The sequence below is a fragment of the Aureimonas sp. Leaf454 genome, from assembly GCF_001424685.1.
Taxonomy (GTDB): Bacteria; Pseudomonadota; Alphaproteobacteria; order Rhizobiales; family Rhizobiaceae; genus Plantimonas.
In genome coordinates this window covers 59788-74891 of record NZ_LMQT01000021.1, presented here as the reverse complement: position 1 = coordinate 74891, position 15104 = coordinate 59788, and the positions used below count along the sequence as shown (strand labels likewise).

Genomic DNA, 15104 nt, shown 5'->3' with positions numbered 1-15104 from the left:
ACGAGGCACCGCAACCGTGCTTCACATCCGCGAATGTGGCAGACGCGCATCGATTTCCTGGACCCGGCAGAGGCCGCCGCCAAGCTCCGGCCGCTCGGCGGGCTCGCTTTGCTCGACAGTGCCATGCGGCACGAGATGCTCGGCCGCTACGCCACGGTCGCGGTCTCGCCCTTCGCGAGCTTCACCGTGGACGGGCTCGGCGCGAGCCTCGACGGGACGCGCCTCGCGGGGCCGCCGCTCGACGCCTTGCGCGGCGTGCTCGCGCGATACCCGATCCAGACGCTTCCCGGCCTGCCGCCCTTCCAGGGCGGCGCGATTGGCGCGATCGGCTACGATTTTGCCCATCACCTCGAGCGGCTCGACCGACCACCGGGGCTCGACCCGGCAAAGCCCGTGCTCCGCCTCAACCTCTATGACACGATCCTCGCCTTCGACCTTCGGGAGCGATCCGCCTGGATCGTGGCCTCGGGCCATCCGGCCGCGGACGCCGACCGCGAGGTCCGGGCGCGCCATCGGATGGCCGAGATCGGCCAGGCGCTCGCGGCACCCATGCCCATCCGGCCGCAGAGGTCCCGCAAGCCTCCCGCCTGGGCGTCGAGCGTCACGCGGGAGAGCTATGCCACCGCGATCGAGGCGATCCGGGCCTACATCCTCGCTGGCGACATCTACCAAGCCAATTTCGCACAGGCCTTCACGGCGCGTCTCGACGCGGACTTCGACGCCTTCCGCTTCTATCTCGACCTTCGCGCCGCCAATCCCGCGCCCTTCGCCGCCTTTCTCGAATACGGGGACCTCGCCGTCTGCTCCTCCTCGCCCGAGCGGTTCCTGAAGCTGTCGGGCACCGCGGTCGAGACGCGGCCGATCAAGGGAACGGCGCCGCGCAGCGCCGATCCCGCCGAGGACGAAGCGCTCGGCCAAACGTTGCTCGCCTCGGAAAAGGACCGCGCCGAGAACGTCATGATCGTCGATCTTCTGCGCAACGACATCGCGCGCGTCTGCCGACCCGACTCGGTGGACGTGCCGGTGCTCTGCGGGCTGGAGACCTATGCCTCGGTCCATCATCTCGTCTCCGTCGTCACCGGCGAGCTGAAGCCCGGGGCGGACGGGCTCGACCTTCTCGCCGCCTCCTTCCCGGGCGGCTCGATCACCGGCGCGCCGAAGATCCGCGCGATGGACATCATCACCGAACTCGAAGGCCGGCCGCGCGGGATCTATTGCGGCTCGATCGGCTGGATCGGCTTCGACGGCGCGATGGATCTCAACATCGCGATCCGAACCGTGACGTTCGAAAACGGAAACGAAGACGGTGCGCGGACGGCGACGCTCCAGGCCGGCGGGGGCATCACCATCCTCTCCGACGCCGCCGCCGAATACGAAGAGACGCTCGCCAAGGCCGCGCGGGTCTTCGACGCCTTCAAGGCAGCGCGATGATCCTCGTCGTCGACAATTACGACAGCTTCGTCTTCAACGTCGCGCGCTACATCGAGCGTGCGGGATCGGCGACCGAGGTGCGCCGGAACGACGAGCTCGACCTCGACGCCATCGAGGCCATGGCGCCCAGCGCCATCGTGATCTCGCCCGGTCCGAAAGCCCCCCGGGATGCCGGCATCTCGCGCGCGGCGGTCGCGCATTTTTCCGGCCGGGTTCCGATCCTCGGGGTCTGCCTCGGCCATCAGGTGATCGGCGAGGTCTTCGGCGGCGCGGTGACGCGGGCGCGGCGGCCGCTGCACGGTCGCGCCTCGACCGTCCGGCATGAGGAGAGCGGTCTCTTCTCGCAGGTGCCCAATCCGATGCAGGCCGGACGCTACCATTCGCTGATCGTGGAGGAGACCGCGGACATGGCGCGCCATCTCCTCGTCGACGCCCGCTCGGAGGAAGGCGAGGTCATGGGCCTGCGTCATCGCACCCACCCGACCTACGGCATCCAGTTCCATCCGGAATCCGTGCTGACTCCGCATGGACTGACCCTTTTCCGGACCTTTCTCGAACTCGCGGAGCGCTGGCATGGCGAAAACCGTCTGGATTGATGGCGGCTTCCGGGAGGCGTCGGATTCCGTGGACGCGGCCGATCGCGGCCTTCTTCTCGGCGACGGCGTCTTCGACACGTCCCTCGTCGTCGGCGGGCGCGTCTTTCTGCGCGAGGCGCATCTCGATCGCCTGGAGGCGGCTCTCGGCCTTCTCGACATCCCCGCCCCCCGCGCCGCGATCGAGAGCGCCATGGACGCGCTCGCCGCGCGTGAGGGCAACGGCTCGATCCGCATCACGGTGACGCGCGGGCCGGGTCCGCGCGGCTTGAAGGCGCCGGCCGAACCGCATCCGACGATCCTCGGCTCTTCGGCGCCGCTCGCACCCGCCTCGATGTTCGCGCCGATCCGGCTCGGCCTCTCCGCCGTGCGCCGCAACGAGACCTCCCCGCTCTCGCGGCTGAAATCCCTGTCCTATCTCGATGCCGTGCTCGCCGCCCGCGAAGTCGCCAAATCCGGCGCGTCGGAGGCCCTGTTCCTCAACACGCGCGGCACGCTCGCCTGCTCCTCGCTGGCCAACGTCTTCGTCGTGGAGGGGTTCGACCTCGCGACGCCGCCGCTGAAGGATGGCGTCCTGCCCGGCATTCTCCGGGCCTGGATCCTCGCCCATGCCGAGGATTACGGCCTTCGGCCGATCGAGCGCTCGATCCCGAGGAAGGCGCTCGACGAGGCCGACGCGATCTTCCTGACCAACAGCCTGCGCCTCGTCTCCCCCGCGACCCTATCGGGTCCGGCGACGAGCGCCGACGTGCCGGAGACCCTGCGGCGGCTGATGGAGGGCCTCTGCGAGGCCATTGCCCTCGAATGCGGCACCGATCCGCGCGCGCTCGGGGCGCGCCTCCTGGTCTGATCCGCCGCGGCGCGCGGCGTTCACCTGCGCGGCGCGGTGCCGCCTGCGATCAGCCAGGCCGGATCGAACCAGCGATCCGCGACGCCGTCATAGGGCATCCGGTTGATGTCCCAGTGGCGGATGTACCGGGCATAGACGTCCCAGACGCGCGGACCGCCGCCGACGAAGACGACGCGCTCCGAAAAGCGCGCCAGCACCTCCTCGGGATCCTCGTGCGAGCGGATCACGACGAGCGTGCGATCCCGCCGGGCGAAGTCCGGAACCGCGCCGATCGTGGTCGGACCGGCGATGAGGACGTGGCCGCGCGTGATGTCGAAGAAGCGCTCGACATCCTCGACGAAGGGACGCCCCTCGTAGCCTTCCCAGGGAAGATGGCCGTTCAGGCCGAGTTGTCCCGACTGCCCGATGGCGCAGATCGCCCGCACGTCCGCCATGTCGTTCTCTCCTTCGAGGTCGAGGGACCGACGCGCCCGCGTCAGTCGATGCCGGGAAACCAGCTGGCGTCGATGCGGTAGAAGCGATCGACGAAGTCGACCTCGCGCGCCAGGGCTTCGGAATTCAGAAAATGGACGATGCGGCCGTCGCGCCGTATGCGCTTTTCCTCTTCCAGGCTGCGGATCGCCCGGTTCACGGAAACGGTGCTGAGCCCGACGGCGCTGCCGACCAGCTCCTGCGTCAGGGGCATCTCGAAGCTCTCGCCGAGCCGGGGAAGCGTGATGCGCAGCCGCGCCTGGACCTGCAGGAGAAACAGGGCCACGCAGTCGCGCGCGTTCATCAGCGTGGCGGCCCGCAGCCGATCGATCATCGCGGCCCGCTCCAGCGCCGTGAAGGCGAAGAACAGGGCGACGAGCCGCGGATGCTGGACGAAGATGCGCCCGAGCGCGCGCTTGGGCAGCGGACACAGAACGAGATCGGTCGCCGCCCGGTAGCTCATGGTCGCTTCCGCGAAGGCGAGCTGGCCGACGCCCACGAGATCGCCGGGATAGAAGATGTCAGCCACGAGCTCGCGCCCGTCCTGGCTCGTCACCTCGCCGTAGAGCCAGCCGGACTTGACGACGTAGACATCCGACATCGCCTGACCGCGATCGAGGATGCAGTCCCGGCGGCGATAGGTCTCGCTCGCCTCCTCCAGCCCGGCGAGCATCTCGGCCTCGGCATGGGTCAGTTCGACGTAGTGGGAGAGTTTGGAGACGAGGCAGCTGTTGGTCGTCATCGGATCGCAGGCCGCCGTTCCATCGTGCCGACCTGCCTACCCGTCCGTCCGTCCGCTGGCAACACGGGATCGGGACGCGGCTAAAGCTAATTCTACCTGACCATTCTTCGCCGCATTAAACCACGTTAAAGACGCGGCATCCGTGTCCGGCGCATAAGATCGTCATGCTGGACCAAGACTCCTCGATCAAACTGAGCCGCAACAGTGCCGGAGTGGCGACGCAGGGGCATATCGACGCCCGGCTCGTGCCGACGCTCCTGTCGATCGCGAAGTCGACGCGGGCGTTTCTCGCCTTGCTTCTGGCCGAGATCGATCTTCATCCGGGGCAGGATCAGCTGCTTCATCGGCTGGAGCCCGGCGAGACGGTGAGCGTGTCCATGCTCGCCGACCAGCTGGCCGTCCGTCCCTCCACCGTCTCCAAGATGCTCGATCGGCTGATCGAGAAGGAGCTCGTGGTGCGCGCGGCGAACAACCGGGACGCACGGCGCACCATGGTGGCGCTGACGCCCCGGGGCGAGGAGATCAAGCAGGCCGTGCGGCGGATCTGGAACCGCCTGGAGCACGAGCTGACCGCTTCGCTGTCCTCGACCGACATGGACCGACTGATCGGAGCCGTGGAACAGGTCGACGATCTTCTCAGCGTGAAGCTGCGCCGCCTGCGCTGATCGCGTCCCGCGCCGCTTCGCGCGGCGACCGCCATTCCGAAGGGGCGGGTGACGATTTGACAGAGGCGGGCGCGTGCGCTCTCTGCCCTCGACCCAGCTCGATGGGAACGAAGAGACACGCACCATGCCCGAACGCTCATCGCTCGACCTCCTGCGCATTGGCTCGCCGAACGGCCTCAATGCCATCATCCTGCCGATGGGCGCCTCCGTGCGCTCGATCCGGCTCGGCGAGGGTCGTTCCCTCGCGCTCGGGGCGCGCGAGCTCTCGGTCTATGGTCCGGCGAACCGCAGCTTCCTCGGCGCGTCGATCGGGCGCAGCGCCAACCGCATCGCGAACGCGCGCTTTTCCCTCGGCGCGCAGCATTTCGAACTCTCCGCGAACGAGCCGCCGCATCACCTGCATGGCGGCACGACCGGCGCCTGGGCGCAAGAATGGACGGTCGAGGAGCAGGCGCCCGACAGCCTTCACCTGACGCTCGCGTCGCGCGACGGCGAGGACGGCTATCCCGGCGCGGCGGCTCTCTCGGCCTTCTTCACCATCGAGGGCGGCGACACGCTGCGAATCGTCTACGAGGGCCGGGTCGACCGGGAATCGATCCTCAACATGACCTCGCATCTCTATTTCAATCTGTCCGGCGAGGCCTCCACGCAGGACCATCGCCTCGAGATCGCCGCCGATGCCTATCTGCCGGTCGACGAGACGTTGATCCCGACCGGCGAGATCCGGCCGGTCGTCGGAACGCCCTTCGACTTCCGCACGGCCAAGCGCCTCGCCGACGGTCCGGACATGCTCGACCACAATTTCTGCTTGGGACACGACCGCCACGCGGAACCTCGGCGAATCGCGCATCTGTCGAGCGAGACCGGCGGCGTCGCGCTGACGCTGTTCTCCACCGAACGCGGCCTGCAGGTCTACGACGGCGCGAAGTTCGACGGAACGATCCAGGGCCTCGACGGCGAGGCGATCCAGCCGCATGGCGGCATCGCCCTGGAGCCCCAGGCCTGGCCGGACGCGCCGAACCATTCCGGCTTTCCCTCGACGCTGGTGCGGCCGGATGAAACCTACCGGCACGAGATCCTCTACCGTTTCGAAGCCCTCTGAGGACGCGCGACGCGGCTCCGCCGCGTCAGTCGAGGCGAAGGGGCGGGTCGAGACGGCCCCGGCACCCCGCATCGAAGAGGAAGGTCTTGCCGGCATCGGGATGGGCGGCGAGCTCGTCCGGCGTCATACCGTCGCGGGCGCTCGTGATGGCGATGTGGGACAGGCCGGGTCCGCAGAAGGCGGGGCAGGTCGTGTTCGGCGCGCCCGTCGCGATGCGCCGGACGAGGCGGGCGTCGGGCGCGAAGACCTGAACCTCGGCGCCGCCCCATCGCGCGCTGTAGAGGTAGCCGTCGCGGTCGAGAACCGCACCGTCGGGTCCGCCGGGATCGTCCTCGGCCTTCTGATCGAAGACCTCCGGCTCGCCGTCCGGCAGACCGGTCTCGGGATGCGTCGCGACGCGCCAGATCGTGCCGCGGGGCGTGTCGGAGAAATGCGCGTAGGTCCCGTCCTCGGAAAAGCAGATGGCGTTGCCGACGGTGAGATCGGAATAGATCCGGCGCAGTTCGCCGCGAAAGAACCAGTAGATCGACCCCTGCCCATCGGACTGGTCGAGCGCCATGGTGGAGCCCCAGAAGGCGCCGGACGGGTGGGTGCGGCCGTCGTTGGAGCGCAGGTCCGGCCGATCGACCTCGATCGGAGCCAGGCATTCGCCGAGGACGCCGCGGGCTCGGTCGAAGATCCAGAGACCCGTTTCGGTGAAGATCATCTCGCGCGTCTCGTCGATCGCGGCGCCGGCGGAGGGCATTGCGGCGAGCGCGACCGCCTCGGTCACGTCTTGGCCGGAATCCTGTGAAAGCCTGCGTCTGCCGAGAATGTCGAACCAGCGGAGCCGACCCGTCATCACATCCAGACCGATCCCCTCACCGAGAATGGACCGATCGTGGCTCAAAATATTTGCTACGTCTTGCATAGGTTCGTTCCGTCGCCAACATGACGATCGTCAACGTTTTGGTTACCTCAAGGGTCCAGAACGCGACCGACTTTCCCCCGGAAGAATTGCGCAGGCTCGCTATGCAGCATGCCCGATTGTGCATATGCTAAATGAGTGTGCAGTTGCGTCATAACCAAGATCGAGCAGCCGTGAAGCAGAGTTCCCGCCTGTCCCGCCGTGCCGCCCTCAAGATGAGCATCGCCGGTATCGCGCTGGTTGCGGGTGCCGGACGCGGTGCCTTCGCGCAGGCTCCGGCGGCGCCCGCGCCTGCGCCCGCTCCGCCCGCCCAGGCGCCCAGCGAGAACGCGTCCGTGGTCGAGAACTTCGACTTCGAGTCCTTCTCCGCCATGATGCGTCGGCGTTCGGAAGCGCCATATGTCGACAACCGCCCGCCCCTTCCGGACGCTCTCGCCAACCTCAGCTACGACGAGCATCGGGCGATCCGCTATCGCCCGGAGCGCGCGCTGTGGCGCGACGAGCCCGTCAATTTCCAGCTCCAGGCCTTTTCGCCCGGCTTCCTCATCAAGGACACGACGCGCCTTTTCGTCGGCGACGGAAAGCGCTTCGAGTTGCGCGGCTTCACGGGCGCGGACTTCGAATATCGCGCGCCGCTCGATCCTTCCGTTTTCCAGAACATCGGCCTGCCTGGGATTGCGGGCTTCCGGCTGCACTATCCGCTGGAGCGCCCGGATTATTTCGACGAGCTGATCACCTTCCTCGGGGCGAGCTACTTCCGAGCGCTCGGCACCGGCACGCGCTACGGCCTGTCGGCGCGCGGCATCGCCATCAACACCGCGACCGGCACGCCGGAAGAGTTTCCGCGGTTCAGCTCCTTCTACGTGGTTCGGCCCGAACCTGGCTCGAAGACGATCCGCCTCTTCGCCGAGCTCGACAGCCCGAGCCTGACGGGCGCCTACGCCTTCACCATCACGCCGGGTCCGCAGACCCTGATGGACGTCACCGCGCGCCTCTACTTCCGCAACGCCGTGGACCGGCTCGGCGTCGCGCCGCTCACCTCGATGTTCACCTTCGGCGAGAACGACCGGCGCAATCGCGACGACTTCCGCCCGGAGGTGCACGACAGCGACGGACTGACCATCCAGCGGCGCAACGGCGAACGCCTGTGGCGGCCCCTGAAGAACCCGGCCGAGCTGTCGCTCTCCTACTTCCAGGAGCTCTCGCCGGCCGCCTTCGGCCTCGTGCAGCGGGATCGCGATTTTTCCCATTACGAGGATGTCGAGGCCAGATACGACCTGCGTCCCTCGCTGCTCATCGAACCCTTGGGCGACTGGGGACAGGGCATGGTCGAGCTCGTCGAGATCCCGACCGATTCCGAGGCGAACGACAACATCGTCGCCTTCTGGGTTCCCGAGCGTCGTCCGGAGGCGGGCAGCCAATACGAGTTCCGCTATCGCATGCATTGGGGCGTCGAGACGGAGGCGGCCGACGGGCAGGCCCGCGTCACCGCGACGCTCGGCGGGGTCGGCGGCAACGCGGCCGACACGCAGGTGACGAACACGCGCCGCTTCGCCATCAACTTCACCGGGGGCACGGCCGCGAATCTTCCGCTCGGCACGTCCGTCGATTCCATCATCGACGTGCCGCCCAACGCCAAGCTCATCGACAGCCATCTCGACCGGCTTCCGGACGGAGGTTGGCGTCTGTCTATGGAATTCGAGAAGCTGGATTCGGCTCCCGCGGAACTTCGGGCGAAACTTTCGATGCTGCAACGCATTATTAGTGAGACATGGCTCTATCAGTGGACGGGCACCGCATGAACTCCATGGCCGCATCTCACGCGAACGGCGCATCGTCGACGCCGCTCGCTGCTTACGCGTCGTCTCGGCGCCTGCCGGAAGCGATGCCGATGACCGCCGCGACGTCGCCGGAAACCGCTTCTTCGCATCGATCGTCGTCGGCGCGCTCGGGAATGACGCCCGGACTCCTCGTCGGTCGTCCCGACCTGTCGGAGGACGCCGTTCTCGGCGCGATCGTCGATCGGATGGTCTTCGAGGGCCGCGACGCCAGCAAGGCGAAGGCGGTGCTCAACGCCGCCATGGCAGGGCGCCCGGTGGCGCGGGCCTTCCTGCGCCGGTTGGTGCTGCCGCTGCCGCATTCGCCTCTTCAGATGCCGATCCAGTCGATTCTGCGCGAGCCGTCCGCGGCAAGCGAGGAACGGGGATCGTGGTTCAGCCGACTGTCCTTCGGTCGCTGACTGGAAATGACGGCTTTTGCCGGCAACGGGCCCTCACGGCCGTTGCCGGCTTTGGCATGTCCGAGGCCGACGCTTCGATGACGACAGCGCCGCGCGTCCATCTGGGCGCGCGGAAGCGGCTTCGTCTCCTTGGTTCACGCATCGCCCAACCCGAGGATCGACATCGATCTCCGGGCCGATGCCGGAAGGGCTCACTTCGTTGATCGCACTTCGACGCTTCGTCTTCGCGGCCAGTGCCGTCGCCCTCGCCATCCTCGCGGGCGGTCTGTTCGCCTCGGTCATCACGGCGAGCGGCACGAGCCGGCTCCAGGTCCTGCAGGTCCTGCTGCTGACGATCTGCTGCGTCTGGCTGGCCTGGGGGTTCAACACCGCCGTCGCCGGCATCCTCACCGGGGGCCGGTCGAAGCGCACGCTGCCGGTTCCCGGCACCGAGAGCCAGAGCCGGACCGCCATTCTCATGCCGGTCTACAATGAGGACGCCAACGCGGTCTTCGCCCGCGTCGCCGCGATGACGGACGGGTTGAAGGCCATCGGGCGGCTCGGTCCGTTCGACGTCCACATCCTCAGCGATTCCACCAATCCCGTCTATGCGGAGGCCGAACGGCGGGCGACCTTCGTGCTGACGGCGGAACTGGAAGGCGCAGGGCACATCTATTATCGCCATCGCGCCAAGAACACGGGGCGCAAGGCGGGCAACATCGCCGACTTCGTGACGACCAGCGGCGGCGCCTACGACTACATGCTGGTTCTCGACGCCGACAGCCTGATGCGCCCGCAGACGATCCTCGAAATGGTCGCGCGCATGGACGCCGAACCCGATCTCGGCCTCCTGCAGACGCAGCCGCTCATCATCGGCCGGCGCACCCTTTTCGGGCGGGCCCTGCAGTTCTCCGCCGCGATCTACTCCCCGGTCTTCTCGCGCGGCATCGCTTGGCTGCAGGGACGCGAGGGTCCCTTCTGGGGACACAACGCCATCATCCGGGTGCGTGCCTTCGCCGATTGCTGCGGACTTCCCTCCCTGCCGGGCAAGGCGCCGTTCGGCGGCCACATCCTCAGCCACGACTTCGTGGAAGCCGCCCTCCTCGCGCGCGGGGGCTACCGCGTCCGGCTCGATCCCGATCTCGACGGCTCCTACGAGGAAGCGCCCTCCAACCTTCTCGAATATGCCAAGCGCGACCGACGCTGGTGCCAGGGCAACCTTCAGCACGGCCGGCTGATCACCGCCCCCCAACTCAACGCCTGGAGCCGCATCGCGCTCGTCTGCGGCATCATGGCCTATGCTGCGTCGCCGATCTGGCTGATGTTCCTGATCGTCTCGATGCTCGATCCGATCATCGCGGCGCAGCCGGACTATTTCCCCGCCGATTCGCTCTTCCCCGTTTTCCCGACACCTGAGACGGGCAAGGCGCTGCTGCTGCTGCTCGGCATCTTCCTTCTCCTCCTCCTGCCCAAGACGCTGATCGCCTTCGCCAGCGCCTTCGGCTCCCGCCGCCGGGCCTTCGGCGGCACGGTCCGCGTCCTCGCCGGCGCCACCGCCGAGCTGTTCATGACGAGCCTTCTCGCGCCGGTCATGATGATGTTCCAGTCGAAGGCGGTCGCGGAGGTTCTGGTCGGGGCGGATGGCGGCTGGCCGTCGACGGAACGCGAGGATGGGCGTCTGCCGGTCTCGGAAGCGTTCAAGAGCTCGTGGTGGATGGTCATCGCCGGCACGGCTCTGCTGGCCGCGACCTTCTTCTACTCGCCCGACCTGTTTCTCTGGGTCAGCCCGATCGGCGTTCCCCTGATGATCTCGCCCCTCCTGATCAGCTGGACCGGCGACCCGTCGCTCGGCGACGCGGCGCGCGATCACGGCCTGTTCGCCACGCCGTTCGAACTCGATCCGGAGCCGGTGATCAAGGCGTCGGAGGCATGGCGCCGGCGCATGGTGGCGCTGACCGCCGGTGCCGAGACCGGCCCGGACGCCGCCTCGGCCGGCGCGGCGACGACGCCCGGATCCTTTTCGGCGCGGACCGCCTGAGCGGCGCGAATAAGCGAACGTTCAGCCTGCCTTCACCTTCGGCCTCGTAGGAGACGATCGCGGAATCGGCTCGCCGTCTCGGTTTCGCCCCCTTCCGGTGTTCACCTTCTCGTGAGGTGGACAGGATCCGAGGACGCTTTTCGTGCCGAGTACAGAGCTCAGAGTCCCCGCCCTTGCCGGGCAACGCGACCATCGCGTCGACTTCTACCGCGGCATCGCGCTGGCGATGATCTTCGTCAATCACGTGCCAGGCAACGTCTGGGAAAGCTTCACGACCCGCAATTTCGGCTTTTCCGACGCGGCCGAGGTCTTCGTGTTCCTCGCCGGCTTCGCATCGGCCTTCGCCTACGGCAAGCCTTTTTTCGCCGGGAATGTCGTCGATGCCACGCTGAAAGCGTGGCGCAGGGCCGGCATCCTCTACATGGTCCACATCGTGCTGACGACGGTCGCCATCGCGGCCTTCGCCTGGGCGACGCTCGCCTTCGGCAAGGGCGGGCTGCTGCACCAGATCGGCCTCGGGGAAATCCTGACGCATCCGCTGGAGACGCTGGTCGGCGTGGCGACGCTCGGCCATCAGCTCGGCTATGTGAACATCCTTCCGATGTACACCGTGCTGCTCCTGATGCTTCCGCTGCATCTGGCGCTCGCCCGGATCTCGCCCCGCACGATGCTGGCGGGCGCGGTCCTCCTCTGGGCGGCGACCGGCGCGTTCCGGCTGGACATCCCGAACTTCCCGCTCCCCGGCGGCTGGTTCTTCAATCCCTTCGCCTGGCAGCTTCTCTTCGCGATCGGCCTCTACTGCGGATTGACGAAATGGCAGCGCGACGCTCCAGCGGTGCCCTACCATCCCGTCCTCTACGGTGCTGCGCTCGTCTATCTCGCCTTCGCCTTCGTCTTCGTCGGACTCGACGTCTGGGGCGTGGAGCGGCAGTTGGGCCTGCCCATGCTGATCGGCCAGTTCGACAAGAGCTTCGTCTCGCTGCCGCGGCTCCTGCATGTGCTCGCGATGATCTATGTCTTCGCTCATGCCCCCGCGAGTTCGCCGATCGCCTCGATCGCGCGCGGCAATCCCTTCGCCTTGCTGGGGCGCCACGCACTGCCCGTCTTCGCGATGGGAACCGTGCTGTCGCTGATCGGACAGATCGTGAAGTTCGAGCGGCCGCCGGCCTTTCTCTTCGACACGGCGATGGTGATCGTCGGCCTTTCGCTGCAGTTCGCCCTCGCCCATGCCCTGGAGCGACGGCGGCAGGGGCGCAGCACGGCTCGCAAGGCACCGTCTCCCGCGCCCGTCCCTCAACCGGCGGCGGGCGCGACGGCGCCCGCCCGCCATCGGCCCGTTCTCGGCTGAGCCCGGCCGTCTCGGCATCCTCCGCGCCGGGACGTCATCGAACCGGTCCGTCGGGGCCGGTCCGGCCCCCCGGAGGCGTTCGGGGGCCGATGGGTTCGCACGGAGCGCGGAGTTCTTTCGGCCAGCGCCCCTCCCTCCCCGTGCATCGGGACAGCGAGGGGCGGATCCCGTCGGTCAGCCGGGCTTGACCTCCTCGCCCGACCGCCAGGAGGCATCGGCGGCATCGGCGAGGAGACCGGCGGCAAGCCCGTCCTCACCGGAGGGCGACGGAGCGCTGCCGCCCTCGATCGCCTCGATGAAGTGGCGAAGCTCCTCCTTGTAGGCGCGGGCATAGCGCTCCAGGAAGAAGTTCTGCACGGGATCGGCCGTGATGCCGCCGCCCGTCGCCAGAACGACCGTCGTCTCCGGCACGTTCTCGGCCTTGATGAGCCCCTTCGACCCATGCACCTCGATGCGCTGGTCGTAGCCGTAGGTGGCCCGGCGCGAGCAGGAGATCTGGCAGATCTTGCCCGACGCGGTGCGCATGAGGACGGCCGCGGTGTCGACGTCGCCGGCCGCCCCGATGGCGGGATCAACGAGCGCGGAGCCCATGGCGAAGACCGAGACGATCTCCTCGCCGAGCAGGAAGCGCGCCATGTCGAAGTCGTGGATCATCATGTCGCGGAAGAGACCGCCCGAGCGCTCGATGTAGGAGACCGGCGGCGGGCTCGGATCGCGCGACAGGATGGTGACGAGTTCGACATCGCCGACGAGACCGTCGCCGATCCGCGCCCGCAGCGCCGCGAAGTTCGGGTCGAACCGCCGGTTGAACCCGATCATCAGCGGCGCCGACCCGACCTTTTCCAGCGTGCGGCGGATCCGGTCCGACGAGAGATCGACGGGCTTCTCGCAGAACACGGCCTTGCCGGCCGAAACGCCCGCCTCGATCATCTCGGCATGCGTGTCCGTCGGGGTGCAGACGAGGATGGCATCGATGTCGGACGAGGCGAAGATCGCCCTGGCGTCCCGGACCTCGGCGCCCAGTGCCTCGGCGAGGCCGGACGCGGCCTCCGTCGCGGCGTCGTGAACGGCCACCAGCCGTGCTCCCGCCGAACCGGCGACGTTCGCGCCGTGGATCCGGCCGATGCGGCCGGCGCCCAAGAGTCCGAATCTCAGCATGTCTCGCCATCCTCCCCGATTCCAGCCGGATTCTCCCGCTGGATTTCGGTACGTTTACGCCAAATTCGATGACTGCTGCAATGGGCGTTTCATTTTCGAGATCGTCGCCGAGCCCGGCCGTTCGGCGGATTTCTCGACAGGGCGATCGACAGCGTCTAAACCCGCGGCCGACGACGATCCGCTGACGGGACGTCTGCGAGGGCGAGGAGCGGAGGCTCCGGGCGGGAGGCATCCAATGGCGATCCGAAACCAGGACCACCCTTTCTTTCGGCCCCTGTGGCGGCGGATCGCGGTCGTCGCCGTGACGGCGATCTGGTGCGGCGTCGAGGCCTGGCATGGGCAGACGACCTGGGCGGTCCTCACCGCCGGCATCTGCCTCTATTCCATCTGGACCTTCTTCATCACCTATCCGAAACAGACGGATCTCTGAGACCGCCGGGCTCGGGACGGAGCATCCGCGCCCGATGTGGTCGCGCCGGTGCCGGAACCCTTGGCGCCGGGTCAGGCCCGATCCGTCACGCCGGCCATGGCGAAGGTCGCCATGCCGGTGTGGCAGGCGGCCGCGGCCTTGACGATGCCGGCCGCCAGCGCGGCGCCGGTGCCCTCGCCAAGGCGCATGCCGAGCGCCAGAAGCGGCACTTTGTCGAGCCGCTCCAGGGCCCGGACATGCCCGGTCTCGGCCGAGACATGCCCGAACAGGCAATGGTCGAGCGCATGCCGGTCAGCCCGGAACAGAACGGCGGCGGCGGCGGTGGCGACGAAGCCGTCGACGATGACCGGCACGCGCTGGATGCGGGCGGCCAGGATGGCGCCGGCCATGGCGGCGAGCTCGCGCCCGCCGAGCCGGCGCAGGACCTCCAGCGGATCGCGCAGATGGTCCCCATGAAGCGCCAGCGCCCGGTCGACCACCTCCGCCTTCCGCGCGACGCCAGCGGCATCGTGGCCCGTGCCCGGCCCGACCCAGTCGGCCCCGGTTCCGCCGAACAGGCCGGCGAGCACCGCGGCGGCGACCGTCGTGTTGCCGATGCCCATCTCGCCGATGCACAGGAGGTCGGGCTCGCCCATCAGGCATTCCATGCCGAAGGCCATGGTGGCCGCACAGGTGCGCTCGTCCATCGCGGCCTCCTCGGAGATATCGCCGGTCGGCACTTCCAGCGCGAGGTCGAAGACCTTGAGGCCGAGATCGTAGGCCGCGCAGATCTGGTTGATCGCCGCACCGCCGGCGGCGAAGTTCGCCACCATCTGGGCCGTCACCTCCTGGGGAAACGGCGAAACGCCCTTGGCGGCGACGCCGTGATTGCCGGCGAAGATCGCGACGACGGGACGCGTGACGGCGGGCGGGCGTCCCTGCCAGGCCGCCAGCCATTCCGCGATCTCCTCCAGGCGCCCGAGCGAGCCGGCCGGCTTGGTCAGCTCCGCGTCGCGATGCCGGACGGCATGCTGCGCGGCGATGTCCGGACCCGGCATCTGTGCCAGAAGCGCGCGGATGTCGTCGAAGGGCAGGCCGGTGGCGGACATGTCGATGCTCCTCACTCGCCCGGTCGAGCCGGATCGCGCTGGTCTCGACGGCTGCTCTAGCGC

Annotated in this window: 15 protein-coding genes; 10 read left to right on the top strand and 5 right to left on the bottom strand. The window is 68.3% G+C overall.

The window, feature by feature from the left end; all coding sequences use genetic code 11:
• The first annotated feature begins 33 nt into the window (after window positions 1-33).
• From pabB to ASG43_RS15650, 3 genes are read left to right on the top strand one after another with little or no spacing between them, the layout of a single operon-like run.
• Entirely contained in the window at window positions 34-1431 is a 1398-nt protein-coding gene (gene pabB / locus ASG43_RS15660; RefSeq protein WP_056506998.1) for an aminodeoxychorismate synthase component I, read from the top strand.
• On the top strand, window positions 1428-2027 hold the full coding sequence (locus ASG43_RS15655) for an aminodeoxychorismate/anthranilate synthase component II (protein ID WP_056506993.1): 600 nt from the start codon (window positions 1428-1430) through the stop codon (window positions 2025-2027). The genes pabB and ASG43_RS15655 overlap by 4 nt, the downstream gene beginning before the upstream one ends.
• Window positions 2005-2874 carry an aminotransferase class IV gene (locus tag ASG43_RS15650; protein ID WP_082490969.1) on the top strand — a complete coding sequence of 290 codons (870 nt, stop codon included), beginning with the start codon at window positions 2005-2007 and terminating at the stop codon, window positions 2872-2874. Before ASG43_RS15655 ends, ASG43_RS15650 begins: the two co-directional genes overlap by 23 nt.
• Window positions 2875-2894: 20 nt before the next feature.
• On the opposite strand, the gene ASG43_RS15645 is transcribed toward ASG43_RS15650, so the two are convergent.
• Window positions 2895-3308: a dihydrofolate reductase gene (locus tag ASG43_RS15645; RefSeq protein ID WP_056506990.1), complete on the bottom strand. Its 414-nt coding sequence runs from the start codon at window positions 3306-3308 to the stop codon at window positions 2895-2897.
• A gap of 41 nt (window positions 3309-3349) precedes the next feature.
• On the bottom strand, window positions 3350-4087 hold the full coding sequence (locus ASG43_RS15640; protein WP_056506988.1) for a Crp/Fnr family transcriptional regulator: 738 nt from the start codon (window positions 4085-4087) through the stop codon (window positions 3350-3352).
• 164 nt (window positions 4088-4251) lie between these two features.
• On the opposite strand from ASG43_RS15640, the gene ASG43_RS15635 reads away from it, so the two are divergent.
• Together ASG43_RS15635 and ASG43_RS15630 are read left to right on the top strand one after the other, a co-directional pair.
• Window positions 4252-4752 (top strand): MarR family transcriptional regulator, encoded by a 501-nt coding sequence (locus tag ASG43_RS15635; RefSeq protein ID WP_244488122.1) that lies wholly within the window; start codon window positions 4252-4254, stop codon window positions 4750-4752.
• 124 nt (window positions 4753-4876) lie between these two features.
• Entirely contained in the window at window positions 4877-5854 is a 978-nt protein-coding gene (locus tag ASG43_RS15630; protein ID WP_056506985.1) for an aldose epimerase family protein, read from the top strand.
• A gap of 25 nt (window positions 5855-5879) precedes the next feature.
• On the opposite strand, the gene ASG43_RS15625 is transcribed toward ASG43_RS15630, so the two are convergent.
• Entirely contained in the window at window positions 5880-6764 is an 885-nt protein-coding gene (locus ASG43_RS15625) for an SMP-30/gluconolactonase/LRE family protein (RefSeq protein WP_082490968.1), read from the bottom strand.
• A 170-nt stretch (window positions 6765-6934) separates the two neighbouring features.
• On the opposite strand from ASG43_RS15625, the gene ASG43_RS15620 reads away from it, so the two are divergent.
• The 4 genes from ASG43_RS15620 to ASG43_RS15605 all read left to right on the top strand — a co-directional run bounded on the left by ASG43_RS15620 (window position 6935) and on the right by ASG43_RS15605 (window position 12365).
• Window positions 6935-8563, top strand: a complete 1629-nt coding sequence (locus ASG43_RS15620; protein WP_244488121.1) for a glucan biosynthesis protein G — start codon at window positions 6935-6937, stop codon at window positions 8561-8563.
• Between the two features lie 152 nt (window positions 8564-8715).
• On the top strand, window positions 8716-9000 hold the full coding sequence (locus tag ASG43_RS22900; RefSeq protein ID WP_156386732.1) for a hypothetical protein: 285 nt from the start codon (window positions 8716-8718) through the stop codon (window positions 8998-9000).
• Window positions 9001-9199: 199 nt separating this feature from the next.
• A complete protein-coding gene (mdoH, locus tag ASG43_RS15610) occupies window positions 9200-11017 on the top strand; it encodes a glucans biosynthesis glucosyltransferase MdoH (protein WP_244488120.1) in 1818 nt (605 codons plus the stop codon).
• A gap of 142 nt (window positions 11018-11159) precedes the next feature.
• Window positions 11160-12365, top strand: a complete 1206-nt coding sequence (locus ASG43_RS15605) for an OpgC domain-containing protein (RefSeq protein ID WP_056506976.1) — start codon at window positions 11160-11162, stop codon at window positions 12363-12365.
• A gap of 174 nt (window positions 12366-12539) precedes the next feature.
• Here ASG43_RS15605 and iolG read toward each other — a convergent pair whose 3' ends face one another.
• Window positions 12540-13523 carry an inositol 2-dehydrogenase gene (gene iolG / locus ASG43_RS15600; protein WP_056506974.1) on the bottom strand — a complete coding sequence of 328 codons (984 nt, stop codon included), beginning with the start codon at window positions 13521-13523 and terminating at the stop codon, window positions 12540-12542.
• Between the two features lie 235 nt (window positions 13524-13758).
• On the opposite strand from iolG, the gene ASG43_RS15595 reads away from it, so the two are divergent.
• Window positions 13759-13953: a hypothetical protein gene (locus tag ASG43_RS15595; protein ID WP_082490965.1), complete on the top strand. Its 195-nt coding sequence runs from the start codon at window positions 13759-13761 to the stop codon at window positions 13951-13953.
• Between the two features lie 71 nt (window positions 13954-14024).
• Here ASG43_RS15595 and cobT read toward each other — a convergent pair whose 3' ends face one another.
• On the bottom strand, window positions 14025-15041 hold the full coding sequence (gene cobT, locus ASG43_RS15590) for a nicotinate-nucleotide--dimethylbenzimidazole phosphoribosyltransferase (RefSeq protein WP_056506972.1): 1017 nt from the start codon (window positions 15039-15041) through the stop codon (window positions 14025-14027).
• Window positions 15042-15104 lie beyond the last annotated feature (63 nt).